Source organism: Pararcticibacter amylolyticus, from assembly GCF_003130405.1.
GTDB classification, from domain to species: Bacteria; Bacteroidota; Bacteroidia; order Sphingobacteriales; family Sphingobacteriaceae; genus Arcticibacter; species Arcticibacter amylolyticus.
The window spans coordinates 15,360-16,401 of sequence record NZ_QEAS01000002.1 but is presented as its reverse complement, the minus strand read 5'-3'; the positions used below and the strand labels follow the sequence as shown (position 1 = coordinate 16,401).

Annotated in this window: 1 protein-coding gene and 1 pseudogene; one reads left to right on the top strand and one right to left on the bottom strand. The window is 53.5% G+C overall.

Features of this window, described 5'->3' with window-relative positions; all coding sequences use genetic code 11:
- Positions 1 to 532 (top strand): annotated as a pseudogene (locus DDR33_RS25690) (hypothetical protein); the annotation flags it as partial.
- A gap of 3 nt (positions 533 to 535) precedes the next feature.
- Here DDR33_RS25690 and DDR33_RS02545 read toward each other — a convergent pair.
- A partial coding sequence (locus DDR33_RS02545; protein ID WP_158280618.1) for a hypothetical protein occupies positions 536 to 1,042 on the bottom strand: 507 nt, incomplete at its 5' end.

The window sequence follows — 1,042 nt, the reverse complement described above, 5'->3', positions numbered from 1 at the left end:
TACCTTTGTTTACCGGACTGTAAGCGGAGCAAAGAGCCCTATGATTATTGCTGGTGGCGGTGGTGGTGGCTTTATCGCCAATTCAACTCAATATGCTACAGGTCAGCCCGGTCAGGCCGGAACCGACGGAACTGATGGAGTGTCGTCCATTGGGATAGCTGTAAATGGAAAAGGAACTGGCGGCTATGGAGGTGTCGGAAACAAAGCCGGAGGCGGAGCCGGATGGTATTCTGCCGGAAGCTGTACAGGCGGTCAGGATATCGGAGGTAAAAGAGATCCCTGGCTGGCCGGAAACGCCCCGGCCTCCTACGGAAGAGGCGGGTATGGCGGCGGCGGATCGGCCTGGCAAAACAATTCCGGCGGTTCCGGAGGAGGTGGCGGATATAGTGGTGGTGGTGGCTGCGGAAACGCCGGTTCAACTACAAGTGGTTCCGGCGGCGGCGGCGGCTCATACAATTCGGCACCTTCAGGAACTCAATCGAACGCTTCGGGAGCTAACGCCGGACATGGAGTGGCTATTATCACCTGGTAATAGTCACCAGCTTTCCTTCACCCGTTTCCTGAAAAACCACCAGGCGCCCGCCAGTAAAGCGGGCGCCACTAGCACAAACAGCAGGGCCCCGGAGCGGGGCTTTTTCACTTCCTTTTTCTTTGCAACAGAACTATTCTGCACCATTGTTTTCTCATTACCTTCGGTCTCTTTATTCAAAACAGCATGCTCATTCACCGACCCCGAATCTTTCAAAGCTGAATACGTTTTGCGGCTGCCTTCCATCCGGATCAGGGATGCTTTTCCTGTGAAGGTACCATCAGCAGCCAGCTTAAATTCGCCATCCGGAATGATCTCTGTAAGAAAATGCGTCCCTGAAGAATCGGTAAGCAACAGAACGCGTTGCTGAGTCAGGCTTGAAACACCGGTGATCTTTTCGGAAGCAGCTGCTTCCCTCCTTTCAAGACTGTCAGTTTTCAGGAGATCTTTGTTCTTCAGGACAGAACAGGAGGAAAGGAGAATGAGGGGAATTAATGAGGGACGGGACATGTC